Annotated in this window: 21 protein-coding genes and 1 other RNA gene; 11 read left to right on the top strand and 11 right to left on the bottom strand. The window is 38.9% G+C overall.

The features are described from left to right. Window positions 1–200: 200 nt before the first annotated feature. Window positions 201–1,475, top strand: coding sequence for a serine hydroxymethyltransferase (gene glyA, locus ACOKFD_RS04380; RefSeq protein ID WP_422860140.1), 1,275 nt, complete (start codon window positions 201–203; stop codon window positions 1,473–1,475). A gap of 49 nt (window positions 1,476–1,524) precedes the next feature. Here glyA and ACOKFD_RS04375 read toward each other — a convergent pair whose 3' ends face one another. From ACOKFD_RS04375 to ACOKFD_RS04340, 8 genes are all read right to left on the bottom strand, one after another. After that, the gene (locus tag ACOKFD_RS04375) at window positions 1,525–2,181 is read right to left on the bottom strand and encodes a hypothetical protein (RefSeq protein ID WP_422860139.1); all 657 of its coding nucleotides are present in this window, start codon (window positions 2,179–2,181) and stop codon (window positions 1,525–1,527) included. Between the two features lie 171 nt (window positions 2,182–2,352). Next, entirely contained in the window at window positions 2,353–3,021 is a 669-nt protein-coding gene (locus tag ACOKFD_RS04370; RefSeq protein WP_298999068.1) for a histidine kinase, read from the bottom strand. 24 nt (window positions 3,022–3,045) lie between these two features. Continuing rightward, complete coding sequence (locus tag ACOKFD_RS04365) at window positions 3,046–5,031, bottom strand: tetratricopeptide repeat-containing sensor histidine kinase (protein WP_422860138.1); 1,986 nt, start codon at window positions 5,029–5,031, stop codon at window positions 3,046–3,048. A 226-nt stretch (window positions 5,032–5,257) separates the two neighbouring features. Then, window positions 5,258–5,422: a hypothetical protein gene (locus ACOKFD_RS04360; protein WP_422860137.1), complete on the bottom strand. Its 165-nt coding sequence runs from the start codon at window positions 5,420–5,422 to the stop codon at window positions 5,258–5,260. Window positions 5,423–5,565: 143 nt separating this feature from the next. Continuing rightward, window positions 5,566–6,300, bottom strand: a complete 735-nt coding sequence (locus tag ACOKFD_RS04355) for a LytR/AlgR family response regulator transcription factor (protein ID WP_298999064.1) — start codon at window positions 6,298–6,300, stop codon at window positions 5,566–5,568. Between the two features lie 129 nt (window positions 6,301–6,429). Further along, window positions 6,430–7,959, bottom strand: coding sequence for a choice-of-anchor Q domain-containing protein (locus tag ACOKFD_RS04350; protein WP_422860136.1), 1,530 nt, complete (start codon window positions 7,957–7,959; stop codon window positions 6,430–6,432). A 1-nt stretch (window position 7,960) separates the two neighbouring features. After that, complete coding sequence (locus ACOKFD_RS04345; RefSeq protein WP_422860135.1) at window positions 7,961–8,350, bottom strand: acyl-CoA thioesterase; 390 nt, start codon at window positions 8,348–8,350, stop codon at window positions 7,961–7,963. 3 nt (window positions 8,351–8,353) lie between these two features. Next, window positions 8,354–9,421, bottom strand: coding sequence for a glutaminyl-peptide cyclotransferase (locus ACOKFD_RS04340; protein WP_422860134.1), 1,068 nt, complete (start codon window positions 9,419–9,421; stop codon window positions 8,354–8,356). A gap of 73 nt (window positions 9,422–9,494) precedes the next feature. Here ACOKFD_RS04340 and ffs point away from each other — a divergent pair. From ffs to fsa, 8 genes are all read left to right on the top strand, one after another. After that, window positions 9,495–9,593, top strand: an RNA gene (gene ffs, locus ACOKFD_RS04335) — signal recognition particle sRNA small type. A 56-nt stretch (window positions 9,594–9,649) separates the two neighbouring features. Then, window positions 9,650–10,459: an SDR family oxidoreductase gene (locus ACOKFD_RS04330; RefSeq protein WP_422860133.1), complete on the top strand. Its 810-nt coding sequence runs from the start codon at window positions 9,650–9,652 to the stop codon at window positions 10,457–10,459. Window positions 10,460–10,491: 32 nt separating this feature from the next. Continuing rightward, on the top strand, window positions 10,492–10,911 hold the full coding sequence (locus tag ACOKFD_RS04325; RefSeq protein ID WP_422860132.1) for a hypothetical protein: 420 nt from the start codon (window positions 10,492–10,494) through the stop codon (window positions 10,909–10,911). Between the two features lie 354 nt (window positions 10,912–11,265). Next, entirely contained in the window at window positions 11,266–11,922 is a 657-nt protein-coding gene (locus tag ACOKFD_RS04320; RefSeq protein WP_422860131.1) for a hypothetical protein, read from the top strand. Window positions 11,923–11,928: 6 nt separating this feature from the next. Further along, window positions 11,929–14,700: a TonB-dependent receptor gene (locus ACOKFD_RS04315; protein ID WP_422860130.1), complete on the top strand. Its 2,772-nt coding sequence runs from the start codon at window positions 11,929–11,931 to the stop codon at window positions 14,698–14,700. A gap of 3 nt (window positions 14,701–14,703) precedes the next feature. Further along, window positions 14,704–15,930: a DUF4249 domain-containing protein gene (locus tag ACOKFD_RS04310; protein WP_422860129.1), complete on the top strand. Its 1,227-nt coding sequence runs from the start codon at window positions 14,704–14,706 to the stop codon at window positions 15,928–15,930. Then, complete coding sequence (locus ACOKFD_RS04305) at window positions 15,927–17,726, top strand: hypothetical protein (protein ID WP_422860128.1); 1,800 nt, start codon at window positions 15,927–15,929, stop codon at window positions 17,724–17,726. The genes ACOKFD_RS04310 and ACOKFD_RS04305 overlap by 4 nt, the downstream gene beginning before the upstream one ends. 107 nt (window positions 17,727–17,833) lie before the next feature. Further along, window positions 17,834–18,490 carry a fructose-6-phosphate aldolase gene (fsa, locus tag ACOKFD_RS04300; RefSeq protein WP_298999053.1) on the top strand — a complete coding sequence of 219 codons (657 nt, stop codon included), beginning with the start codon at window positions 17,834–17,836 and terminating at the stop codon, window positions 18,488–18,490. A 56-nt stretch (window positions 18,491–18,546) separates the two neighbouring features. Here the strand turns inward: fsa and ACOKFD_RS04295 are convergent, their stop codons facing one another. Further along, entirely contained in the window at window positions 18,547–19,929 is a 1,383-nt protein-coding gene (locus ACOKFD_RS04295; RefSeq protein WP_422860127.1) for a transaldolase, read from the bottom strand. Window positions 19,930–20,096: 167 nt separating this feature from the next. Between ACOKFD_RS04295 and ACOKFD_RS04290 the strand changes: the two genes are divergently transcribed. Continuing rightward, window positions 20,097–21,728: an ABC-F family ATP-binding cassette domain-containing protein gene (locus ACOKFD_RS04290; protein WP_422860126.1), complete on the top strand. Its 1,632-nt coding sequence runs from the start codon at window positions 20,097–20,099 to the stop codon at window positions 21,726–21,728. 1 nt (window position 21,729) lies between these two features. Here the strand turns inward: ACOKFD_RS04290 and ACOKFD_RS04285 are convergent, their stop codons facing one another. After that, complete coding sequence (locus tag ACOKFD_RS04285; RefSeq protein ID WP_422860125.1) at window positions 21,730–22,449, bottom strand: hypothetical protein; 720 nt, start codon at window positions 22,447–22,449, stop codon at window positions 21,730–21,732. A gap of 216 nt (window positions 22,450–22,665) precedes the next feature. On the opposite strand from ACOKFD_RS04285, the gene ACOKFD_RS04280 reads away from it, so the two are divergent. After that, complete coding sequence (locus ACOKFD_RS04280; protein ID WP_422860124.1) at window positions 22,666–23,187, top strand: fasciclin domain-containing protein; 522 nt, start codon at window positions 22,666–22,668, stop codon at window positions 23,185–23,187. Window positions 23,188–23,198: 11 nt separating this feature from the next. On the opposite strand, the gene pheT is transcribed toward ACOKFD_RS04280, so the two are convergent. Continuing rightward, complete coding sequence (gene pheT, locus ACOKFD_RS04275; RefSeq protein ID WP_422860123.1) at window positions 23,199–25,622, bottom strand: phenylalanine--tRNA ligase subunit beta; 2,424 nt, start codon at window positions 25,620–25,622, stop codon at window positions 23,199–23,201. Window positions 25,623–25,696: the final 74 nt, after the last annotated feature.

Below are 25,696 nucleotides of genomic sequence, written 5' to 3'. Positions count from 1 at the left end.
AAAAAGCCACACTTAAGTAACGTTTAGGGTTCAACTGTAGTATATTATCGATAAAATGCAGGTTTCTTAGCCATTTTGGAGTATCAAGTATCACTTTTCCATTGTTGATTTTTAGTGGATAACATCTTGTTTGGCTCCTCTTTTTTTGGTTGAAAAATTTATTTCTCTTCGTACTTTTGAAACTTCTTAAAAAAGTCCTCATGCAAAGAGACACCACTATTTTTGACCTGATTGAAAAGGAAAGGGAAAGACAAGTAGAAGGGATTGAATTAATTGCTTCTGAGAATTTTACAAGCCCGCAGGTGATGGAAGCTGCTGGTTCGGTCTTGACCAACAAATATGCCGAAGGATACCCTGGCAAACGCTATTATGGAGGCTGCGAGGTGGTGGATGAAATAGAGACTTTGGCCATAGAAAGGGCTAAGGAACTTTTTGGGGCAGCCTATGCCAATGTTCAACCACACTCAGGTTCCCAAGCCAATGCGTCGGTGTATCATGCATGTTTGCAACCGGGGGACACCATTCTTGGGTTTGATTTGGCACACGGAGGACATTTAACCCACGGTTCTCCAGTTAATTTCTCTGGAAAATTGTATCGACCTACATTCTATGGGGTGGATAAGGAAACAGGTACCTTAAACTATGATAAAATCCAAGAGATTGCAGATAAGGAAAAACCAAAAATGATTATTGCAGGGGCCTCTGCATATTCCAGAGATATGGATTTTGCCCGTTTTCGGGAAATTGCGGACAGCGTGAATGCTATATTGCTTGCAGATATTTCACATCCGTCTGGTTTAATTGCGAAGGGTATATTGAACGATCCCATTCCGCATTGCCATATAGTAACCACTACAACACATAAGACCCTACGTGGTCCTCGTGGGGGACTTATTTTGATGGGGGAGAACTTTGAAAATCCATTTGGTATTCGTTTAAAGAACGGAAACTTGAGAAAAATGTCTGGTTTGCTGGACTTGGCGGTATTCCCGGGCAATCAAGGAGGGCCATTGGAGCACATCATTGCGGCAAAAGCCATCGCGTTTGGTGAAGCCCTCACAGATAATTTCCTTCATTACATGCTTCAGGTGAAAAAGAATGCCGAAGCCATGGCGAAAGCTTTCATGGCAAAGGATTACAAGGTTATTTCCGGTGGAACGGACAACCATATGATGCTCATTGACCTCAGAAACAAAAACATAACTGGTAAGGATGCAGAGAAAGCTTTGGAAAAAGCGGCCATCACTGCCAATAAAAATATGGTGCCTTTTGATGATCAATCGCCTTTCATCACTTCGGGAATACGTTTTGGAACACCGGCCATCACCACTAGGGGATTGGTAGAATCTGACATGGAGACTATTGTGAACTTGATTGACGAAGTACTCATGAATCCTGAAGATGAAGCGAGCATCTCCAAAATAAAAGAAAAGGTCCATACTTTAATGAAGCACAGACCTCTTTTCAATAGCTAATTTAATTATGAAGGGTGTTCTTAGGTTAAGCCTAAGGAAAAAATCGTAATCAGTCCAAAAGGAAAAAATCTTCTTTTGTAAGCTCTTTGTTTTTTACCTCATAAATCATGACATCATGATTTATTTGATCATCAAAATAAAGACCCCAATAGTCATAATATTGGTTTCTATGGCCCTCTGCCGAAATCACACCTTGGTCCGTATCTTCAAAGACCGGCACAAAAATTTCATAAGGCATTTCTGTTAAGCCTTTGGTGAAGTACACAAAGTTTTCGCTCAATTTAGAAATTATGCCCGCTAGTTCTTCTGGTATGCTATAATCTTGAATTCTATTTACAATTACCGAGGTATCTTTAAAATGAATGGAAAGTTCAGCGATATCCAAGTCATGGTTGTTATCGGCACAAAGTTTCTGAAAGTTTTCATCAAATTTTGATGGTATGTTATATCCTTCATTTTGGGGTGATATGCCTCCCCAATTTCCATTGTTAAAGTGGTGTAGACTTTCCGTTAATCCAAAATTGCAGTAGATATCCAGAACAATATCTATTCGTTGTTTTTTTAGGTTATATCCGCATTGGGCGGAAATCTCCGCAAAAAAATCGCGCTCCAAAACTTTCAAAAAATCCTTAAGACCATTGCAGGTCACAAAGGTTGTAATATCATTTAATGGAAAATGAGAATTCCGTTTTTTATGTGGTTTCATACTCAACTTTTTTAGTAGAGGTGAGGTAAACCAAATTTAAAACGAATGTTTTTTCTGGGATTGCACGAAATCCTTAAAAATTCTATGGGTTTTCTTGTGTTTTGAACATTGAAAGCCCATCAACGAGCCAAGAAAAATTCCGAGATTATCAAAACACTTTCATAAAAACCGCTAGATAAATCCTCTATTCTTGGCTGCCAAAATTAAGGCAAGGTCATTCTCGTTCTCTGTGCCAAAAAGGGATTTCAAGTGGCGTTTTCTGTTTTCGATGGAGGAGGGGGAAAGTCTAATATATTTCTCCAAATCCTTATTTTTTGTACCTATGGAAAGGTGGTAGAGTATCTTTTTGTCTTTTTCGTCCAACCTAATATCATTGGTCATTTTCTTTCTAATGGCCGCCAATGCTTTTGAGGAATAATAGGGAGGACTTAAGGTAACCGTCTTTACTGCATCTTCCAACGTCTTTGGGTCAATATCCGTTTTTACCAAGTACCCATCCGGGTCAACGGACTGTAAAATGCTATTTATTCTATAGTTGTCACTAAAGGAAGACATGAAAACAATTTTGGTCTCGGGAACAAGCTTGCGAGCCAAGATTCCTAAATCCTCGCCGGTTTGTGGCTGATGCTCGTTGGGCGGATACATTTGTACATCCAAAAAGAGAATATCGTACTTAAAGGAATTCACGGATTCTTCTATCATGCGTTTTCCCGTTTCAAAGGAGTTGGCCGTATCCACAATAATGGAATGTCCTTCAAAAACAATGCGTTCCAAGATAAACTTGTAACCCAACATGGTCATTTCATGGTCGTCAATGGCTAAAATCCGAAGTGTTTTCATGGTATGCGTTTTAGTTTCTTGGGGTTATGCCTTGGCGGTCTGTTTAGCTCCTAGGTCCTCAAGAATTTCTGTTTGTTTAGCGTAATTCATGGGAATATTCACCTTTATGGTGGTTCCTTCCCCTTTTTTACTCTCAATATCCAAAGTTCCGTTTACCTTTTTCACTCTAGAAATAATGTTTCGGAGACCTATCCCTCGCTTTCCTTTATTAATGTCAAAGCCGCGTCCGTCATCTTTGATGCTCAATTTAAGGAGGTTGTCCTCACATTCAAAATTTACGGAGGCATTTTTGCACTGTGCATGTTTTACACAGTTTTGGAGAGACTCCTGAACAATTCGATAGGCATTGATTTTAATATCGCCCTCCAAACTGTCCCATTCCAAAAGTGAATCATAAGTAAAAGAACAGTTTATCCCGGAAGATGCTCCTATAGAGTCAATCATATCTTCGAGGGATACAATAAAGTTATGAATTTTTTGATAAGAAGCATTATTGAGCTCATGTGAAATAGTTCGGATTTCTTCCTCTGTCTCGCGAAGCTTTTCAATAAGCTCACCGCGTTGTTCTACGGATTTTTCGTCCGTCATTTCGTTAAGGCCACTAAGTACTAGACGAATACCCAACATTTGCCCAAGCACACCATCGTGCAATTCTTCTGAGATACGCTTTTGTTCCAGTTTTTTGCCTTCCTCAAATTTACCTTGCTGCGCCAACATCAGGTTGTAAATCTCTTGATTGCTCTCTTGTTGCTTTTGTTGAAACTTGAGTCTGTTGTTACTTATGCGTTGCGAGATAATGGTAAACAAGGCAATTCCAAATAAAAGAAGACCAAGGGTAACCCCAATCCATATTTGCTTTTGTCTGGAAAGCACTTCGTTTTCTTCAATAATTTGGTCCGTTTCCAAACGTACGCGCGCAAACTTATCCCTTGTGGCACGTTCCTCTTCCTTTATCTGTTCGGAAAGGTTATAATAGGCGGTAGAATAGGCTACTGCTCTTTTAGAATCTATTTGGGTAAGAAACTTAAGCACCTCCAAACGCCTGTCATTGTTTTGGGTTTCCTGAGCAAATTGGTTTACCTCTCTAGCTAATAAAATTCCACTATCTCGCTTACCCTGGGCAACGAAGAGTTCAGCTAGATACTGCTTAGCACGCCCCATATCTTCAGTCCTATCGATTTCTTTATATAGATTGATGGCTTCCAGATACTTTTGATTCAACTCCTCACTATTTTCTCCTAATTTGAAACGAGAATATGTGTGACTCACTAAGGCCTTTCCATAAAGTTCTGGACGCTGCTGTTTAAATTTGGTTTCTTTAAACAATTGCTCGTAGGCTTCTATTGCACTTTTATAATCTTCTTTACGCAGATAGGTTAGGGCAATATTGTTTTTGTTAATCCACTTAAAGCCATCATTTTTAAGTGATTTAAGATATTTGCCCGCTTTTTGATAATATTCTAATGCTTTCTCCTCATTTTTTAAACCACTTTGGATACTACCCAATAAAGTGTAGCAGCCATAAAGCTGTTGATTGTCATCAAGTCCATCAAAAATCTTAATTGCTTTAGTGGTATTGCTCTCTGCACCCAAATAATCTTTTAAATCATTTTGAGCTTGTGCCATCCCATATAGCATTCTTGCTTTCAAGTATTTTGAGGATGAACTTGTGGGTAAGTTGTCAAAACTTTGATAGGCTAATTGGTGATAATAATATGAACTGTCAATAACCCTATAACTTTTTAAAAATGAAGCCATATCCCAGTTAGCTTCTCCTAAAATCATATAATTTTCGGATTCTAATGCACGACTTGATAGCTCTTTGTAGACTTTACGATAAAATAAAGAATCCTTTAAACGATATCCTCCAATTGATATTTGGGATAGGTTTTTAAGATAAGTTGAATCTTTAGTGTATTTCTGAAGAAGCTGATACCCATTTTGCAAATACTCTTTTCGGACTTCCATTGGTAATTCTACACTATCCTTAGCAATGCGGACCTTTTCCATAATTTGAGTTATGGTCGAGTTGTTAGCCTGCAAATCATCCTTTTGAGAATGATTACAAGCTAAAGAAACTGATAATAAGACAAGTAACAGTATCTTTTTCAAGAGTGTTTGGTTGAAAAATAGGGCAAAAGCACCGTTCTTTTACTACAAGGTACTAAAAAACCCCAAACCTTTTCAGATTTGGGGTTTTAGTAAGCTTACATGAGGTTTTTTATTTATTTGCCTTCTATGTTCTTCCGTTATCTACAGTTTCATCTCCATCAACTGCATTCTCGTCTACTTTTAAAGTTTCAAAAAGGGCTTCTGTTTCTTCTACATTGGTTTCAGCTTCGCAAGAAAATAATCCTAAAGAAAATACTGCTACTGCTACAATTCCAAATACTTTTTTCATAATCTTTCCGTTTAATGTTTAGATAAGTTTAGTTTTCCAGCAGCTAATTTATTTTTGACCTCCCTTTTAGCTGGACATAGTAAACGTCTCTTAGTATTTAACGCAGAAATACGGGTATTTGGGCCTGTTTTGCGAGAATTCGTTTAATTAGACGCTCCCACGGCCTTTTTGGATAGTTTTTCCTTGAGCTGGTCTATGCGCTGTCTGTACTTTTTGGAAAAGGGGATTTCCTGCTCCTTGGGATTGCGGAGTGTACACAAACTTTTACCATAATTGATGCGAGACACATACCGGCTGTTCAAAATATAGCTTTGATGAATGCGGATAAAGTTTTCGGGAAGTTGCTCCTCAAAAGACTTTAAAGTCTTGAACGCGCTTACCACATTGCCATTGGCCAAAAAGAAATCTGTGGAATTGTTGTCCGATTTTAGATATAAAATATCTTTAGTATCTAGATACCTGTAATCATTATAAGACTTTAGGCAAATGGTGGAAGGGAAGTTTTCCTTGGGGTGTTGTTTTCTTAACTTAAAAATGGTCTTGCGGATATCAAATTCATTGTGGGGCAATATCCAATAGTCAAAAAAACCACTTTTTAAAGCATTGTATGCATATTTGGTAGACGTGGAGTATCCTATAATGAGCGGAAGCGAGTTCATATATTGAGACAGTTCCGTTACCATCTGAAAATAGGACATGCTATCATTGTTCAGGTTTACCAGAACTACATCCGGAGAGTATTTTAAGATGGTATTTAACCCCTCCACTGAATTCTGGGCAAAACCTGCACACACAAAATCTTCAAACTCCTCAAGGTACACTTGAAGTTGGAGCTTGGAGCTGGCGTCCGAATCTATTATGGTGTAGGTATAATCCATGTGTAAAACACTGGGTGCAAGTTACTAAGGGCTAAAAAAACCCCATTGCATTTTTACCTTAAAAAAACTATGGATTTCCCTCAGAAACAATGATTTTTCTGTCTTATTTGGGAGTTTTCCCTCAAAAAATCAGTTTTCTGGAACAAATTCGAAGGCCCCCATATCAGGATTCGCGTCTCTAGGCACCCCTAAAATATCGGCTGGAAATGTGGTAAGAAAGTTAGCATCTCCCATATCAATGGCATCGGAATTGGGACCGATTGAAAACTGATTTTGAAAAGGTGCTTCAAAATCCATTTCACCGTTTAAGAGGATGTTGCTATATAGATTTTCATTATCAAAATCGAACAAAGGATTGCCTTGAAAGGAACCACTGCTATCTTCAAACTGAATAGCGGTATGGATGAAACCAAAGTTGAAAGTAAAGTTGGTATCCTCTATCAATGAAAGCTCTAAACGTGAAGAACCATCCACAATGGAATTGATGAAATCCGCTTGTTCCAAACCCCCATTCGTATTGTCCAATAATAAGGCAACTCCCCCCCGAGGTCCGTTGCCCCAATAATTGGCAAACGTACCGTGGGTAAATTGATAATTTCCTCCATTACCCAACAATACAGATGTAGCTCCAGCACCTCCAAATATGGAATTGGAAGCCGTTATGCGTGCCTCCGATGCCCAAAGGTTGAACTCCAAACTGTTGGTGATTTGGGAGTTGTTGAGAGTTAAGGTAGATGAAGGGTTGGACAGTTCACCCTCTACAATCAATCCTGCCGTGGCATTCTTTAGGGTAAGGTTCTGGATAGAGTTGTTCACACTTCCGCGTCGAAGCCAAATCGCGCCCCATTGTCCAGGTACATCGGAGAAGGAAGGTTCCAGACGGTCGCCCTCAAAGATGACTTCATTTTCTAATAGTTCCTGGTCCTCGCTCTGCGCTCCATTGATTTGAAGAGAAGCCCCAGGTTCTACCAAAATGCCCGAATCCCTATGAAAATGTACTCGAGTACCGGCATCCATGGTCAATACATCTCCTGACGATACGGTGGCATAGCCATAGATTACATAGGGTTTTTCATTGGTGAAATTGAGTTCTTCCGGTTCTAAAAAGAAACCTTCGACTACAATATTGGTTCCTTCTTCATCCATTCCAAGTGGAATGGTTTCCCGAGTTCCATCAGCGTTTGTGGCCGGATACAAGAAAATAGCATCTTTAACCAAAGTAACCAGTTCCACATTTTGTTGGGAAGTACCTTCGCCAAAAAGAATACGGTCGGTGTTTAAAAATTCATTTTCTCCAGTGGGGGCAACATCAAAAGTGGTTTCTACAAAGACAAAGAGACTATCTCTTGCCAGAAGCGGAACGTTAGTAAATTCTTTTCCAGCTACACCATCCACATTGAGGCGATAGCTGCTGTTTGGTCCATTCTCAAGACCCACAAAGGGAATTGAAATATCTCGATTGAGCCCATTATATACCTTTAAGGTATAGGTGCTACTGCCAATATTGGTAAATACGGTATCTAAAAAAACGGTGTCCTTGGAAAAAGTGAGATTTCCAGTATTGGCTTCGAACTCAAAATCATCGCGGCATGAACTCCAAAACAATGCTGATAAGAACAGCAGTAAAACAAAGATGTATTTTATAAAGTTTTGGGCCACATTATTCAAATAGGGTTGCAACCTTCTCGGGTACGCGTTTAGGTCTAAAGGTAGATGCATCCAAAAGGCACCAATCCGTACTAGCTTTAACTAAAAGGTCGTTGGTTTTATTGTTCCAGATTTCTACGATTCGTGTTGAAATAGGGCCTTTGTTTTGGGAAATATAGGTATGTAGGGTCAAAACATCTTCCAAAACTGCAGATTTGAAATAGCTGACCTCATGTTTACGAACCACCCAGATAAGCTCACTTCGAATTTCAGGAGTGGTCACCTTTTCCCAATGTTCCTTTGAGATTTGTTGTACCCAATCAATATATCGGATGTTGTTGACGTGATTCAATTCATCTAGGTCATCAGTCCCTACGGTCAATGTTTTATCGTAGAATCGCATCCACTACTTTTTTCGTATGGAAACTTCGAAGAGCTTGTCCCAATTCTTTCCAGTAACAAAGAAAGTACCCCGATTTTTATGGTAAGCCACTCCGTTGAGTACAGAGTTGATTTCATCCCATTGAGTACCTTTGGTAACGTGCGATTTAAGTCCACCAAAATTGACAACCCCTTCAATAGCTCCTGAAGTGGCATCAATAATCATCATGCTTTCCTTTTGATATACATTGGCATAGATTTTTCCATCCACATATTCCAGTTCATTGGCTCTGTTGAAGATGGATTTGTTGGTAACTGTTTCTATATAACCCACCTCTTGAAGACTTTCTGGGTCTAAGTGCCAGATGCGCTCCGTGCCATCACTTTTATAGATTTGTTTTCCATCGTTGCACAATCCCCAACCTTCACGACTTTCCCCATAACTGAAGTTTTTAATTTTTTCTAAGGTGCTAGGGTTGTATACGTAGCCTAAACCGCTTTGCCAGGTCAGTTGGTACAATTGGTTGTTAAGCAGGGTGATACCTTCTCCAAAAACGGAATTATCCAAATCAATTTTTTGCAAGACTTCACCCGTTCTAAAGTTAACCTTCTTTACGGTGGATGCGCCTTTTTTCCCCGTACTTTCATAAAGTGTGTCCTGAAAGAACTCCAACCCCTGGGTGTATGCGGATGGGTCGTGAGGGTACGTATTTAAAATCTCATACGTATAAATATCCGGGGGCGAACTGGCCAGTAATTGGATTTTTTTGGAAATCTCTATAGTAGCATCTTCATCATAATTGATAGCAGCTTTAAGAATTTTGTTTCCAAGTCTTTCAGATTTTAAAGTGATTTTTCCATTGGAAAGTGGCAATGCACTATCGTCTAAACTATATGAAATACTATTAATTTCAATATTCTTTTTGTTGTTGATGGCAACTCCAATTACCTCTCCATTCTGTATTTTATTTTTGTTGCCTTCCAATTGAATTTCAAAAAAAGTGGTGGGATCTCCTTTGCCTCCACAGGCCATAAATAACAATACCAATCCAGCGCTAAATAGTTTGAACATGGTTTTCAATGCTTCTTTCATTATATATCATTCTACATCGAAATTAAGGATCAAATAGGATTGCGGCAAATTTAAAAGGTCGTATATTTGCATTTGGCAAGTCCTACACGACCAGCTCCTGCAAAATCCCCCAGGGTGGGAACGCAGCAAGGGTATGCGGTCGTAGCGGTGCGATGTAGGTAGCTTGCCTTTTTTTGTTCCCTAAATTTACCTAACTATGCACTATTCCCCAGCAAAAATTGGTGTTTCATGGATAGCAAAGTTGTATTGATAACTGGTGGTTCTTCTGGTATTGGAAAGGCCATTGGAACTTTCCTGACAGAAAAAGGGTATAAAATCTATGGTACGGCTAGAGATGTTGAAAAATATCCAGACTTCAAAGCTTTTAAATTGATAGACTTGGATGTTCGGGATGATGTAAGTGCACAAAGAGCGGTAGAAAGGGTTCTAGAAAAGGAGGGGAAGTTGGATATCTTAATCAACAATGCCGGTGTTGGTATTACGGGTCCTGTTGAGGAAACACCTCAGGACGCCATCGATAATGTATTCAACATTAATCTTTACGGCCCGGTTCGTATGATGAAAGCGGTACTTCCTCAAATGCGAAAACAAAAGAGCGGACTTATCATCAATATTACATCCATTGCGGGATTTATGGGATTGCCTTACCGAGGTTTTTATTCTGCTTCAAAAGGAGCATTGGGCATTCTTACGGAGAGTATTCGGATGGAAACCAAGGCTTTTGGCATAAAAATCACCAATGTAGCCCCAGGGGACTTCGCAACGAACATTGCCGCAGGACGGTACCACTCTCCATTATTGGAGGACTCACCATACAAAGAACCGTATTCCAGTGCTCTTAGCTCTATGGATGAACATGTTGATTCTGGTGGCAACCCAGCTGATGTGGCAAAAAAGATATATAGTATTATCCAACAGAACCATCCTATGGTTCATAATCCGGTTGGCACATTTTTGCAGAAGTTTTCCTTGCGTCTGAAACGGATTCTACCCGACAAGTTGTACGAAAAACTGCTGCTCAATCATTACAATTTATAACGTGATGGCATGTTTTTTGATTGACAAGAGGCATGGAGAAAAGTACACGGTTATTCAAGATTAGTATTGTTACCTCGTTTATCTTCATTTTCTGCGGATGCGACGAGATTTTGGAATGTGTTTTTAATATCAACCCACAAATCAATCAAAAGCAATTGGTTGTGGGAGTGGTAGGGGAACGTTACCGAGACCGAATTACAGCGCAAATAAATAATGAGGTCAACGATAATGATTATGACTATTTTTTTGATGTCATTGGAGAACTCCCTCCAGGAATTTTCGTTGAATTTAACAGAAGGTCCGTGGAAATATTTGGAACACCCGAAGAATCAGGAGTCTACAGATTTCAAGTGGAACTCTTTGTAGAACGGTTTGACTTCAACGGATTCGATGGTAGCCCTACTTGTTCAGAATCCGACATACGTGAGTTTACCTTGCAGGTCATAGATTAACGGTAAATCTTTAGTAGGAATACAAATAATTGTTTCTCCGCAAAGAGAAAAAGCTATTCTACAAAAAAAATACGATTCAGCCACCAAGCTCTTTTGAATATCTAGCATTTTTTGTGGGTTAAAATTGAAGTTTTATTAGAATGAAAGGGCGCTCCATGATAAATTGAAGTTTCGGACTCTTCGAAGTTTTTTTGTGAAGTTTATTCCTTAAATTTAGATAAGCTAATTCAAGTCTGTGCACCTAACCACAGGAAACACATCGTATAAATGCTCCGCGTACCCTTTAGGAAATTAACAGTTGTATTCCTTTTGTCCGTTTGCTTTGGTTTCTCCATTGCATTAAATGGGCAAAGCATGCCCGCGGATTCTCTTTATTTATGGTTTGATCAACAGATAGGACTGCTTAACTCTGGACTTTACACATCGGAAGAATATGTAGAGGAATATCAGGTAATCAATGATAAACACCGATTTTTTGAATCCCCAAATTATTTAACAGGTACACTCTGGGTTAAAGGCAGCCCTTTTCATAAGGTGTTTTTAAAATATGATCTTTTCAAAGACCAAATAATAGTGTACCCTAAGGGCATATCTGGAGCGTCTTCAGTCAAGCTCAATTTTGCTGAAGTGGATAGCTTTCAAATACAAAATCGAAAGTTTATAAAAAAAAGCATAGTTGACACTAAGTCTAATCCTATAATTGGCTTTTTTGAGGTTCTCTTAAAAGGTTCTGATTATACGCTGTTGAAGAAACACAGAAAGACAGATGTTCGCAAATTAAATAGAAATAGGGTGTATTATGAATTTAAGGAAAAGAACGCTTATGCATTGGAATATGAGAATGTATTTTATCCAATAAAGAATAGAAAAGATGTTTTAAATGTTTTTCCTATTTCGAAGGATTTTCAACGGGAGCTTATGTCAAAAAAAGCAGGAAACGAACTTACCGATGCTGGACTTCGAGCACTTGTTCAGGAAATAGAAATTCATTTAACAAAAAAAGCAGGGTAAGGCCGTATGAAAAAAATTTTCTGGATTTCCTTTTTTTTATTGCCAATTTTAATAACCGCTCAGGATAGAACCCCTAGGATTTCAATAACTTTTCAGGATAAGACGCTAACAGAGGTTGTAGAGCAGTTGGGAGAGCTAACGGACTATCAGTTCTTCTATGTACCGCAATGGTTGGGTACCAAGGTAACATCAGGAAATTTTGAGGATGTGGAACTTTCCGAGTTACTTGACTTCCTTTTTGGGGAAACCAATATTCAATATCACGTAGGGCTGGACAACAAAGTATATCTGATTCGCAATCAAACGATTTATGATGAACTTCCCACCGGTTTTTTTGGAAGGAGTCCTTTATTGGGAGATACTATTCCAGTGATAAGTGAATCTGAGGATTCAAACCCCATATTCCTGAGTCTGGATAAAGAGGATGGACCCTCTGAAATCAAAACCATTCGAATTGGAAAAGCAAGTTCTCGAGCTGGCAATAAAAAGTACACGCTTACTGGATTTGCCAAATCCAATTCCACGGGTGAACCCATACCCAATCTCGCTGTTGTAGTAAAGGGGGGAGAGGATGGAGCCGTCACAAACATTCAGGGATATTATGAAATTGAACTTCCTTATGGAAAAAACACCTTGATTACCAAATCTTTAGGTTTTGGAGACACGGAAACCAATGTTATTATGTTTAATAACGGTCAATATGATTTTGTTTTAAACGAAAGTCTGGAACAACTGGAAGAAGTGATAGTTGAGGGTTCGGCTAGAACCAATGTGGAAGATGCCACTACGGGGTCAAATCAAATTCTTTCCGAAGAGACAAAAAATATTCCACTCGTCTTGGGGGAACGTGATGTATTGAAAGTGGCAACAACCCTACCGGGCATTACTACGGCGGGAGAGGGTGCCGCAGGATTCAATGTTAGAGGAGGAAATACGGACCAGAATCTCATTTTGTTGGATGGGGCTGTGATTTATAACCCTTCCCATTTCTTTGGGATTTTTCAAGCCTTAAATCCCTTTGCCGTAAAAGATGCCACTATTTACAAGGGAAATATTCCGGCCCGTTTCGGTGGAAGACTTTCTTCGGTTTTTGATATTTCTACCAAAGATGGTAACACTTCCAACTTTTCAGCAGAGGCTTCCATTGGCCCAGTGACCAGCAATGTGGTTTTGGAAACCCCAATCGTTAAGGACAAGGCTTCTTTATTGATAGGAGGGAGGGGAACCTATTCTGATTGGATTCTACGCTCTTTAGACGACGAAGCCCTTAATAATAGCGAGGCATCATTTTATGATCTTATAGCAAAATACACGCATAAACTGGACGAGAACAATAGTCTTAGTGCTACCGCATATTATAGCAAAGATAATTTTAGCATAACCTCTGACTCTTTGTTTGGATTTGGCAATCGCATGGCTTCGATACAGTGGGACAGGAAGTTTAGTGAAAAAACAAAGGGTCAGCTTGTTGTATCGAATAGCCAATATGATTTTGATATTGAGTTTGATGGCAATTCGAATCAGGATTTTGAATTGGGCTATACGATTAATGAAACAGAGGTAAAACTGAATTTTGTTCATATTCTGAACGATAAGCACACTTTGGATTTTGGTGTTTCTTCCAAACTGTATTTGGTAGACCCTGGAGATCGTAATCCGCTAAATCCAGAATCTACCATAGAATCACTCGAGATTCCTAGGGAAAAAGGATTGGAATCCGCAGTATTTATTTCGGATAACTTTAAACTCAGTGATAAATTCCTTATCGATGCGGGAGTCCGTGTATCTGTTTTCTCTGCTCTTGGGCTTTCTACGCAAAGAATTTATGAAGACAATCAACCGCGCAATGAAACCACATTGGTGGAAGAGCGTGAATTTGGTTCCGGCGATTTCATAACAACCTATGCAGGGCCCGAATTTAGGCTTTCTGCAAGATATCTTTTAGCCCCCGATTTATCGGTAAAGGCAAGTTTTAACAATACTTTCCAGTATATCCATACACTTTCCAATACTACGACCGTATCTCCCATTGATACTTGGAAGCTTTCAGATACCAATATTGAGCCTGCAAGGGCATTTCAGTATTCTTTGGGTGTTTATAAAAATCTACAGGAAGATATGTACGAGCTCAGTCTTGAAGGATACTACAAAACTTCTAGCAATGTGCTTGACTTTAAGGTGGGAGCCGATTTGTTATTGAATGAGGAGATTGAACAAGAGATTTTACAAGGCGAGGGAAAGGCTTATGGGGTAGAGTTGCTTATGAGAAAAAATCGGGGAAAGTTGAACGGTTGGTTAGGATATACCTACTCTCGTTCTTTTTTAAAGTTTGATAGTGAATTTAGGGAAGAACGAATCAATGATGGCGATTTCTTCCCATCTAATTTTGATAGACCACACGATGTAAGTTTGGTTGCCAATTATAAACTGACCAAGAGGTTCAGTCTCTCAACCAATTTTGTCTATCAAACCGGACGGCCTATTACGTTTCCAGTAGGTTCTTTCAATTTTAATAATTCTGAATTTGTTCTTTTCAGTAATAGAAATGAGTTCCGAATACCCGATTATTATAGATTGGATATAGGATTGAATATTGAGGGCAACCACAAGATTAAAAAGTTTGCTCATAGTTTTTGGACCATCTCGGTATATAATGTACTGGGCCGTAATAATCCGTATTCCGTTTTTTTTCTTACGGATAATGGAGAAGTTAAGGCATTGCAAAGTTCAATTTTTGCTATTCCTATTCCTTCAATAACCTATAATTTCAAATTTTAAGACATGAGAATAGGTGTTATTTTAAGGTACTTTGATTCCATTTTTTCTATGGGCCCAATACTACTGTCTCTATTCTTTGTTTCTTGTGTGGAGACTTTTGAGCCCGAAACAGAAGTTTTTGAAAGTGTACTTATTGTGGAAGCGGCCATTACCAACGAGGATAAAAGACAACAAGTCCTTTTGAACCGAACTTTTAGGTTGGAAGAAGAGGGACCCAATCCAGAGTCTTCAGCCACAGTGAGAGTTGTTGATGACCAACAAAATGAATTTGTTTTTGAGGAAGTAGAACCAGGAAGGTATTTATCTGTCCAGACGTTTTCAGCTGTGCCCAACAGGCAATACCAACTTTCCATTGCAACATCAGATGGCCGAACCTATGGTTCTGATTCAGTATCTCTTACTCCAGAATCGCAAATACTGGATTTATACGCTTCCAGAGAAGAGAACTCAAATGGTCAAGATGGGATTGCTATTTTGATAGATAGCCAGGGGAACCAGTCTGGGACACAGTCTTTTCGATTTGAATACGAAGAAACCTACAAGATAATTGCACCTAGATGGGTAGCTGTTGATGCAGTAGTGATTCGGGAAAGACCAAGCCCCGCCATTGTTATTCTTGAACCCAAGACTGAGGAACAACAAGTTTGCTACAATACCGAACTTTCCAATACCATAATCTTGGGTGATACGGAAAATACCAATCAAAATGGCCTTACCCGTTTTCCCGTGCGGTTCATTAGCAGGGATAATTTTATTATATCTCACAGATACAGTATTCTGGTAAGGCAATTTGCACAGACCAGAGAGGCTTTTGCTTTTTACGAAACCTTGAATGAGTTTTCTTCGCAAACGGAAAGTCTATTTTCCCAAGTTCAGCCCGGTTTTTTAAACGGAAATATATTTTCGCAGGAAGGAGAATCGGACAATGTGGTTGGCTTTTTTGAAGCATCGTCAGTAACCTCAAGAAGAATCTTTTTTGATTATGAGGATTTTTTCCCTGGAGAGCCTTTACCTCCATATGCAAGCGATTGTAGCCTTGAGTTTACCCCAGACCTCTTACCAAGTTCACCGGGAGGAGCTTCTCCGTTGGTTCAAGCTATAAATAGCTTGAGACAAAAATATGTTGAAGCTACGGGAGATGATAATAGACCATTTGTGCTGGTAAATCGTCCTTGCGGAGATTGCACAGCTTTGGGAAGTAATGTAATACCTGAATTTTGGGAAGAATGATGAGTGTTAAAAGGAACTATATAAAGCATATTCAATTCTTTTTGGGCTTGTTAGGTTTCCTATGTCTAATGATCTTTCAAGTGCATGGACAAGGTGGTGCATCAAAAAAAGAACTATTCCCAAGGGAAAAGCTATATGTGCATGTTAATTCAACAACAGTATTTGTTGGAGAGTATTTGTTATATAGTCTGTATTGCTTGGATGAAGAAACACTAAACCCCAGTAGGATTAGTAAAATAGCCTATGTGGATTTAATTAGTGAAGATGGAAAAAGGGTTTTTCAACAAAAGGTTAGGTTGAATAACGGTCGTTCGTATTCAGACTTTTTCGTTCCTACCAATGTTGCCTCTGGAAACTATAAATTGATTGCATACACGCAATGGATGCAAAATTTTGATAACAAGGAATTTTTTAGACAGAACATTACGGTTATCAATCCCTATACTAATGACCAGAAAGTGTTTCTAAAAAAGAACACAGATTCACTGGTCTTAGGCTCTTCAAAAGTGGGGAAACCGGCTTTGTCTAAAAACAATTCAGTATCCAATCCTAATTCCAAACTGGCCTTACAGCTCAGCTCTTCCAAGTTTGGGGTAAGAGAGAAAGTGATTTGCGCCTTAGTTCCCAAATCACCTGAAATTTTAGAGTATAACATTTCTATTTCAGTGAGAAAAACACCTTCATTATCCTCTCCATCTCCCGTATCGTCAACTTCTTTAAAAATGACCAATAGGAAAGATGGGGCCAAAGGATCTTTCAATCAGAATCAGTACTCATATCTTCCTGAGATTAGAGGTGAGTTGCTTACCGGAAGAATCTTGGACAAATTGACACTGAAGCCCGTCAAAGCAGTTGGAGTTTCTCTTTCCATTCCTGGGTACAACTCACATTTTAAAACAGCCCATACCAATTCGGACGGAACGTTTCATTTTTCCATCCAAAACGAATACGAGGGGGAAACAGCGGTGGTTCAGGCTCTTGGTGATGAAAATGAAGCATATAAACTTGAAATCTTAGATAGCCAAAGACCCATACTTAAAGAAGAGGATTTCTATTCTTTTAAATTAACAGAAGAAATGGAATCATATATACTGGAACGCAGTTTTCATAACCAAATTGAGAATGCTTTTTTTAGTGTAAAACCAGATACGGTACAGACTGTGAGTGCCGAAACTCCTTTTTTCCTAGAGAATAGCTTGGAGTACATTTTAGATGATTACACACGATTCCCAACGCTAAGGGAAACGGTAGTAGAGATTTTGGAAAATCTTTGGATAAAAAGGGAATCTGCAGATAAAAGAACCTTTAAGGTTCGTGTAAATCCGCCCTATGCAGAATCCGATAAAAAACCATTGGTGTTGATGGACGGACTTCAAGTCTTAAATCATGAAAACCTGATGGATTACAATGCAAGGCAAATCGAAAAAATATCGGTAGGGAGGGGGCGCTATGTTTTTGGCAAAGAAGTCTATGATGGAGTAATAAGCATAGAAACTTTCAAACAGGATTACAACTTCGTATCCAATGGAACATCAAGCATAGGAATACAATTGGTTAGGCCTCAAGCTAGGAAAAAGTATTTTATGCAGGAATATTTAGGGAATGAAATCTCAAGTGACCAAAGAATTCCTGATTACCGATATCAACTCCTCTGGATGCCAAAGGTTTTTATAGATAAACCCAAAAGCTTCTCTTTTTTTACCTCTGATGTAAAGGGGGAGTTCGAAATAAAGGTTGAAGGGTTTTCTAAAAACGGAAAACCTATTTCCTTGAGGGAAACCATAATTGTTGAATGAAAGGGTAGCAAAATCACTACATTTATTTTACATCATTTTGAATGCAAAGCTTTCTTATTATCGTAAATTAGCGTGAAATTAGAATCAAATCTAAACAACAAGAGCGCATGAAATTTTTTATAGATACAGCCAACTTAGACCAAATTAGAGAAGCTCAACAACTCGGGGTTTTGGATGGGGTTACCACCAATCCTTCACTTATGGCCAAGGAAGGGATTACCGGGAAAGAGAATATTTTAAAGCACTATGTGGATATCTGTTCCATTGTGGATGGTGATGTTTCTGCAGAAGTGGTTTCTACAGATTTTGAGGGTATGGTGAAAGAAGGGGAGGAGCTTGCTGCTCTTCACAAGCAGATTGTGGTCAAAGTGCCCATGATAAAAGACGGAGTAAAGGCGTTAAAGTATTTCTCTGACAAAGGCATTAAAACCAATTGTACGTTGGTATTTTCTGCGGGTCAGGCTCTATTGGCCGCTAAGGCAGGAGCTACCTATGTGTCCCCGTTTATTGGAAGACTGGATGACATTTCCACTGACGGACTAAATCTGATTGCAGAAATCCGTATGATTTATGACAATTACGGTTTCGAAACCCAAATATTGGCAGCATCCGTGCGTCATACCATGCATGTTATTGATTGTGCCAAGATTGGTTCCGATGTTATGACAGGTCCACTATCAGCAATAGAAGGATTGTTAAAACACCCTTTGACGGACATTGGTCTTGAAAAGTTCTTGGCAGATTATAAGAAGGGAAATGCTTAAGAAAGAATTCCTGATAAAAAACGAAAGACCCTGAATGAATTTTCAGGGTTTTTTAGTTAGAAAGATTTGTAAAGGTTGGCAAAGGCATCCACAATAAGGGTATCCTCTGCAATAACACATTTATTAAGACCATCCACAATCATGGCTGTTTGTACTTTTTCAAAATCTTCTCCCCTAAATTGTTTGTTCTTATCAAGTCCATACTCTTCTAGAGTCTTAAGCCATTGGGGTTGAGAGGTTCTTATACTAATGCCCACAAAGCTATGGTCAGGATGCTTTTTCTCCAAATGAGACACATGCCTCAGTATGTTCTTTAGATGTTTCTTTTGCGTTGAGGTCCAGAAATAGAAAACGGTTTTTTTCTGCTTGCTTATTTCTTTTAGATGTACTTTTTGGTTATCGGTGTTCCAAACCTCTAAATCAGGTAAGCTTTCATTGGGTTGCAAATTTTTGATGCCTTTGTAGAGATAGGCAATTTCTTGCTTGTGTTCCTCATTGGTAGAAAGTTTCTTGAACTTATCTATAAAAATCCGAGATTCTTCATTGGTATTGTGCTCTTTAAGCAAATAATCCATGGCAACGTTTCGGAACAAATTGTTTCTTATTTCTGGCACTTCGACCAAGCTATCCACCAATTTTAGGATATGCTTATTAAAATGAAGATGACTGATTACAACTTCTCCGTCATCTGAACAATCCTTCATACAGGACATATATGCCAAATTGCCCAAGTGGTGTTTCATGAAATCAAAATATGGGCGGAAATACGTTAAGTTATGATCGTTAAGATTCAAGGTTTTTCGGTAGCCATAAAAAGAGTCCTCTAAAGTATGGATGGTTTCCTCTCCCGTTTTCTTTTTGTGGTAAAACGGATATTTTTCTTTGTAGAGATAACTGCTGTAGTCTATGGAAGCTTTGGCCATTAAGAAAACATTCTCTGTCAAATCGTTTTCTTTTACCAATTCTTCCAACTGCTGAATTTTCCATGAACGAAGGGAATCAATTTTTTGGCTAAACGCATTTGGAGGTAATTTATACAAATCGTAAATCATCATTTCCTCATTCTCATGCGCCAAGAACATTTCAACAAGAAAATTATTGATTTCCGAACCTTGACCAGAAAATACCAACGATTCGTCAAATTCTATGGTATTCAAACGAATGAGTAAACTGTCCCCTTCTTGAAGATATACATATTGCAGTTCTGGGCTGTGATCAAAATGGTACAACCCTTCCTCAATGCCTTGAAGTTTAAATGAAAACCGATCATTGCTATTAAGCTTCGCAGAATCTATAACAGCATCATCCTTGTACAAAACCACAAACTGGCTCGTAGGATTGACAATTTCTCCACTAAGAATAACGGAGGGGCACTCTTTAGCTCCATCTGAGCAGGAAAGTATGGATAAGAAAGAGAGGCCGAGTAATAGTCTAGTCATATAAAAATCTCCATCATATTCGACCTACAAATTTAAACATACCTGACAACTGCCTTGTTAATGGCTAGTTAAATGTTGTAAAACCCTGCTTTTCTGAAATTTAAATATCTGAGTTTCTATTAGAAATACGTATTGCTTTTGTCTATTTTTGCCAAAAATTTTGAGAGATGTTATCAGTATCCAATTTATCTGTCCAATTTGGTAAGCGCGTGTTGTTTGATGAGGTGAATGTTGCTTTCACAGAGGGCAACTGTTATGGCATTATTGGTGCCAATGGAGCCGGAAAATCTACTTTCCTAAAAGTATTGTCTGGAAAGATAGACCCAACTTCAGGACATGTACATTTGGAGCCGGGAAAGCGAATGTCGATTCTTGAACAGAATCATAATGCACATGATGGTCACCAGGTTTTGGAAACAGTGGTAATGGGTAACAAACCTCTTTTCGACATTAAAACTCAAATTGATGCCCTATACGCAGATTATACAGATGAAAATGCCGAGAAAATAGGGGAGCTGCAAGTACAGTTTGAGGAGATGAACGGTTGGAATGCCGATAGTGATGCTGCTGCTCTTTTGTCCAACCTGGGTATCACAGAAGATTTACATTACACCCAAATGGCCGATATGGATTCCAAATTGAAAGTACGTGTGCTTTTGGCGCAAGCCTTATTTGGAAATCCGGATGTATTGATTATGGATGAGCCTACCAACGACTTGGATTATGAAACCATACAATGGTTGGAACATTTTTTGGCCAATTATGATAATACCGTAATCGTGGTATCTCACGACAGACACTTTTTGGATGCCATATGTACCAGTATTGCAGATATAGATTTTGGAAAAATCAATGTGTATTCTGGGAACTACACCTTCTGGTATCAAAGTAGCCAGTTGGCTGCAAGACAACGGGCACAGCAAAACAAAAAGGCAGAGGAGAAGGCTAAAGAGCTTCAAGAATTCATTCAACGGTTCAGTGCAAACGTGGCTAAGAGTAAGCAAGCCACTTCCAGAAAGAAGATGTTGGATAAACTGAAGATAGACGAGATTAAGCCTTCCAGCCGAAGATATCCGGCAATCATTTTTGAACGCGAGCGTGAAGCGGGCGATCAAATCCTAAATGTTGAAAAATTATCGGCAACTTCGGATGATGGTGATGTATTGTTCCAAGGAGTTGATATCAATTTGGCCAAAGGTGATAAGGTAGCTATTATTTCAAAGGATTCCAGAGCAACTTCTGCTTTCTACAATATCATTTCAGGCAAGACCAAGGCAGATAGCGGAACCTATCAATGGGGAGTGACTACGACACAATCCTACTTGCCTGCCGACAATTCCGAATATTTTGAAGAAGATATCAATTTGGTAGATTGGTTACGTCAATGGACCAAGACAGAGGAGGAAAGAGAGGAAGTATATGTTCGAGGTTTTTTGGGAAAAATGCTGTTCAGTGGGGAAGAGGCACTAAAGAAGAGTACTGTGTTGTCTGGAGGTGAAAAAGTGCGCTGTATGCTGAGCCGTATGATGCTTCTGCGTGCCAATGTGCTACTCTTGGATGAACCTACCAATCACCTAGATTTGGAAAGTATAACGGCTTTCAATAATTCTTTGAAAAACTTCAAGGGAACGGTACTGTTAACCACCCATGACCACGAATTTGTTCAAACGGTAGCCAACAGAATTATTGAAATTACACCAAAAGGAGCCATAGACCGCTATTTGAGTTTTGATGACTACATGTCCGATAAGAACATCAAAGCACAGCGAGAGAAAATGTATGAAATGGCAACCGTCTAAACTATGCGTTAAAGTATTTGCTGTTCCAAATGGCTGGATTAAAGTTTTTGCCTAAGGCAAACCCATAAAATATTACCACGGAAGCAATACACTTGAACATAAAAAAGTAGATAATCCAAAACTCGGTTGCTGAATCGTTTTTGGAAAAAAGGCCATTAGGTACCAACAGCGTTGCAAAATAGCTTACTACTAGCGTAAGCATGGTAAGGTTAACAATTCCTTTAAAAGGCCAGACCAAAAGTTTTCTGAAAGGACTGAGATCATTTCCCCATTTGTGAATCAAATAGAAGTAACCATTTCCTATAGGAGCAAACAATAAAGGATCATCTTTATCTTCTAATTTAAAGAGTTTGGATGGAGCCATTATCTTGAAGCCCTTGATTTCAGTATCATGTTCTGCCTCCATTTCTTTTATGATATCGAAGGCTTTTTGCGGTATCTGTCCTTTAAAGTATTTGGAATCTAAAAATCGTAATCGATAATCAATGCATATTTGTTTTATCTGATCAATATGATAAATCCGTGAGGTTTCAAGTAAATCAAAAACAAAGTCATTGTTTTCAATGGCCTTTTTGGACTTTAGTTCCTTAGTAATTTTTTCTTCTTGACTTACGGAAGTGTCCAAGATAGCATGTACCTCATTCAAAATACGGTTCTCAGAAAGTTCCTTGTTTTTGAGCTGGGATAGGATTTGCTCAATGTTGGTGTTTTGAAATATCATCTTTTTTTTTCTTAGCAATTACTCAAAGTTAACCATTAGAATGTGTCAAGGGCAATAGCCAAAGTAAATTAAAATGTTAACATTTTGTTAAAACAATAGTAATGTTCCTAACTTTATCTGTGTCTTCGAAAAAAAGTGTAACTTACCGATGATTTTTACCGTTCGACGTTTAAGTCATACGTAATTTTGAAATTTATAGCCCCAAAGAACACTACAATGAAGTCCCCAATCATTAATTGCCTACTTGTTTTTTCCTTTCTTTTTTCCATTTCATCCTTAGCACAAAATCAGTCAGTTGTATCCACTACTGGGGTTACCGGTAGCCACAGCATGTTGATGGCGGCTGTGGAGGCCACGGAGATCAATGAGGTTTTGGAAAAATCAGGGCCATTTACGGTTTTCGCTCCTTCTGATGCTGCATTCCAACGTTTTTCCTCTGATAAATTACAAAAGCTCATGACTTCTAATGACAAATCTAAGCTGAAGTCTTTAGTGAGTTACCATATTGTTGCTGGAAAATTAACCGCTTCCCGCATGTTAAAAGCGATGTGCAGAGGGAATGGTAAGGCATCTTTCACGACAATACAAGGCAAGAAATTGCAAGCTCATATGGAAGGGTATGACATTGTTCTCACTGATCCTTTGGGAAATACGGCAAGAATCACACAGGCCGATGTAAGTCAACAGAATGGTATTATCCATGAGATAGACAGTGTAATTGTGCCTACTCACATGTAGTAAAAACACCCTTATCTCAAAGTAGCCCCAAGCTTAGCTTCGTAATTTGCTTGCAACTTCTTCATTATCTTATCAATTTGTTTATCCGTTAAAGTTTTGTTCTCATCCTGAAGTGTGAAACTTACCGCGTAAGATTTTTTTCCTTGTGGTAAATTGTCTCCTAGATAAACATCAAACAAATTGACATCTTTGAGTAGTTTTTTTTCAGTTTGCCAAGCGGTATCATAAACGTTTTGGAAGCTGACACTTTCATCCAGCAATAAGGCAAAATCACGCGTTACTTCTGGAAACTTAGGAATATCTTGATACACAATTTCTTCTTCCTTCAAAAAGCTCATTATAGCGGCCCAGTCAAAGTCAGCATATAACACATCCACCTTCACATCCATTTTTTTGGATAAGGTTTTGTTGACTACACCATAATTACATAATGACTTTCCATTTTTAGTACAGATTAGGCCTTCCGTAAAAATAGGGTCATTGGAAACGGGTTGAGTCTTTAAATCTTGAAGTCCTAAGCGTTTCAAAATACTTTCCACTGTACCTTTTAATAAGAAAAAGTCTGTTGGACTGCTGCCCACCGACCAATTTTCAGGTAAACGATTGCCAGTGAGATATAGCGCTAGATGCGCCTTTTCTTTATGCGAATTACCTTCTTTGTGATACGTAGTTCCAAACTCATAAAGTTTAAGACGGTTTTGCTGCCTGTTGAGATTGTGGGCTATGGCTCCCAATCCAGATGGAAGCATAGAAGTCCGCATTACGGATAGGTCCATACTTAGCGGATTTATCATGCGAACCGCATCATCCGAAGAGGAAAGCGCTTCTAAATTTTCTTTGGATACCAAACTGTTGGTCATTATTTCATAAAAACCGTGCGAGGCCAGCATATTTCCAACGGTATCCTGAATGGTATGGTTCTCCAATCGAGAGGTTGTGGCAATCGAAGCATTCAATTTTGGTTTAAAATCGATGTTGTTATATCCATAGACCCGCAAAATTTCCTCAATCACGTCCACTTCCCGTTCTACATCCACACGATAAAACGGTATGGTGAGACCCAATCCCGATTCGGTAACATTATTCACCTTTATTTCCAGAGAAGATAAAATGGACTTGATTGTATCTCTTGGAATTTCCTGTCCAATCAAAGAGTTGATTTTCTCAAAAGTTAGGAATACTTGTCTCTCCTTTGGTTTTTTGGGAAACAAATCCACTACTTCCGAACTTATTTCACCACCAGCTATCTCCCGAATAAGTACTGAAGCTCTTTTAAGGGCATACTCAGTAAGTTCAATATCGATTCCACGCTCAAAACGGAAAGATGCATCTGTGTTTAAACCATGTCTTTTTGCGGTTTTTCGAATAGAAACTGGGTCAAAATATGCACTCTCCAAAAAGATGGATGTTGTGTCTTCAGTGACACCAGAATGGATACCTCCAAAAACACCAGCAATACACATGGGTTTTTCACTATCACATATCATCAAATCCTCTTCATGGAGTTCACGTTCCACACCATCAAGAGTGATGAATTTAGTTCCCTTAGGTAATCGTTTGACTTCAATTTTCCCTCCTTTAATTCTTATTGCATCAAAAGCATGTAAGGGCTGTCCTAGCTCGTGAAGCACATAGTTTGTGGCATCAACCACATTATTAATAGGGGACAGGCCAATTGCGTTCAGCCTATTCTTTAACCAATCTGGCGACTCTTGTACAATAAGACTGTTTATGGTAACTCCACAATATCGTGGCGCCAAATCATTGTCCTTGACTTCCACATCAATCTTTAGCGAACGATTGTCTATGGAAAAATTACTGGTAGATGGAGTGAGAAGCCCCTTCTGTATTTCTTTCTGTTCCAAGCCTGCTTTTAAGTCGCGTGCGACTCCAAAATGACTCATTGCATCTGCTCGGTTGGGTGTAAGTCCAATTTCAAAAACTTGGTCATGCTCCACTTCGAAAACTTCGCTGCACGGAGTTCCCGGTATCAATGAATCGCTCAGCACCATGATGCCATCATGTCCACTGCCCAAGCCTAGTTCATCCTCTGCACATATCATCCCATGGCTTTCTTCACCTCGAATTTTGCCTTTTTTTATTTGCCATGGTTCACCTTCTTGAGTGTAAAGCGTGGTTCCAATTGTGGCTACAGGTACTTTTTGACCCATAGCAACATTTGGGGCACCGCAAACAATCTGAACAGGATCTTCCAAACCAATATCTACAGAGGTGATTTTCAATCGATCCGCATTAGGATGTTGGGAACAACTTAGAACTTCACCCACTACTACGCCTTTTAGCCCTCCCTTTATGGATTCGAAATTTGAGATACCCTCAATTTCGAGACCCAAATCGGTCAAAAGTTCTCCGGTTTCTTCAGCATTCCAATCAATACTCAAAAATTGCTTCAACCAGTTGTAAGAAATTTTCATACCCCAAATTTAAAGTGGACAAATATAAAACAATAGCGAAAGAGATTCAACGTAAATAATTAACGGTCAACTTA

Source organism: Flagellimonas ulvae (assembly GCF_049333175.1).
Lineage (GTDB): Bacteria > Bacteroidota > Bacteroidia > Flavobacteriales > Flavobacteriaceae > Flagellimonas.
This window is presented reverse-complemented; position numbering and strand designations above follow the sequence as displayed.

Coding starts and splice junctions, on each gene's coding strand:
- glyA (WP_422860140.1), top strand. CDS start 201: ATGCAAAGAGACACCACTATTTTTGACCTGATTGAAAAGGAAAGGGAA.
- ACOKFD_RS04375 (WP_422860139.1), bottom strand. CDS start 2,181: ATGAAACCACATAAAAAACGGAATTCTCATTTTCCATTAAATGATATT.
- ACOKFD_RS04370 (WP_298999068.1), bottom strand. CDS start 3,021: ATGAAAACACTTCGGATTTTAGCCATTGACGACCATGAAATGACCATG.
- ACOKFD_RS04365 (WP_422860138.1), bottom strand. CDS start 5,031: ATGGAAAAGGTCCGCATTGCTAAGGATAGTGTAGAATTACCAATGGAA.
- ACOKFD_RS04360 (WP_422860137.1), bottom strand. CDS start 5,422: ATGAAAAAAGTATTTGGAATTGTAGCAGTAGCAGTATTTTCTTTAGGA.
- ACOKFD_RS04355 (WP_298999064.1), bottom strand. CDS start 6,300: ATGGATTATACCTACACCATAATAGATTCGGACGCCAGCTCCAAGCTC.
- ACOKFD_RS04345 (WP_422860135.1), bottom strand. CDS start 8,350: ATGCGATTCTACGATAAAACATTGACCGTAGGGACTGATGACCTAGAT.
- ACOKFD_RS04340 (WP_422860134.1), bottom strand. CDS start 9,421: ATGAAAGAAGCATTGAAAACCATGTTCAAACTATTTAGCGCTGGATTG.
- ACOKFD_RS04330 (WP_422860133.1), top strand. CDS start 9,650: ATGGATAGCAAAGTTGTATTGATAACTGGTGGTTCTTCTGGTATTGGA.
- ACOKFD_RS04325 (WP_422860132.1), top strand. CDS start 10,492: ATGGAGAAAAGTACACGGTTATTCAAGATTAGTATTGTTACCTCGTTT.
- ACOKFD_RS04320 (WP_422860131.1), top strand. CDS start 11,266: ATGCCCGCGGATTCTCTTTATTTATGGTTTGATCAACAGATAGGACTG.
- ACOKFD_RS04315 (WP_422860130.1), top strand. CDS start 11,929: ATGAAAAAAATTTTCTGGATTTCCTTTTTTTTATTGCCAATTTTAATA.
- ACOKFD_RS04310 (WP_422860129.1), top strand. CDS start 14,704: ATGAGAATAGGTGTTATTTTAAGGTACTTTGATTCCATTTTTTCTATG.
- ACOKFD_RS04305 (WP_422860128.1), top strand. CDS start 15,927: ATGATGAGTGTTAAAAGGAACTATATAAAGCATATTCAATTCTTTTTG.
- fsa (WP_298999053.1), top strand. CDS start 17,834: ATGAAATTTTTTATAGATACAGCCAACTTAGACCAAATTAGAGAAGCT.
- ACOKFD_RS04295 (WP_422860127.1), bottom strand. CDS start 19,929: ATGACTAGACTATTACTCGGCCTCTCTTTCTTATCCATACTTTCCTGC.
- ACOKFD_RS04290 (WP_422860126.1), top strand. CDS start 20,097: ATGTTATCAGTATCCAATTTATCTGTCCAATTTGGTAAGCGCGTGTTG.
- ACOKFD_RS04285 (WP_422860125.1), bottom strand. CDS start 22,449: ATGATATTTCAAAACACCAACATTGAGCAAATCCTATCCCAGCTCAAA.
- ACOKFD_RS04280 (WP_422860124.1), top strand. CDS start 22,666: ATGAAGTCCCCAATCATTAATTGCCTACTTGTTTTTTCCTTTCTTTTT.
- pheT (WP_422860123.1), bottom strand. CDS start 25,622: ATGAAAATTTCTTACAACTGGTTGAAGCAATTTTTGAGTATTGATTGG.